This is a genomic window from Lichenihabitans sp. Uapishka_5 (assembly GCF_033947565.1).
In the GTDB taxonomy this organism is placed as follows: Bacteria; Pseudomonadota; Alphaproteobacteria; order Rhizobiales; family Beijerinckiaceae; genus Lichenihabitans.
The window spans coordinates 343-554 of sequence record NZ_JARPVX010000231.1 but is presented as its reverse complement, the minus strand read 5'-3'; the positions used below and the strand labels follow the sequence as shown (position 1 = coordinate 554).

The 212-nt window shown below is 66.0% G+C and carries 1 protein-coding gene; it reads left to right on the top strand.

Annotated features, from left to right (window positions below; translation table 11 throughout):
• On the top strand, positions 1–212 hold a 212-nt coding region (locus P7D22_RS23370), incomplete at both ends, for a dienelactone hydrolase family protein (RefSeq protein WP_319936629.1).

Here is a 212-nt window from a genome sequence, read left to right as displayed (position 1 = left end):
TCTCTGTCTGCTCGCCATCGGACGGCAGCTGGCAGCCCGGCAAGGCACGGCGTTCGATGATATCGAAGTGGCCCGGACATGGCTGGCGGATCGTTCCGACTGCACCGGGCGGACGGGAGTCATCGGCTTCTGCATGGGCGGCGGGTTCGCCTTGCTCTGCGCGACGCGCAAGGGGTTCGCCGTTGCCAGCGTCAATTATGGTCCCTTGCCCA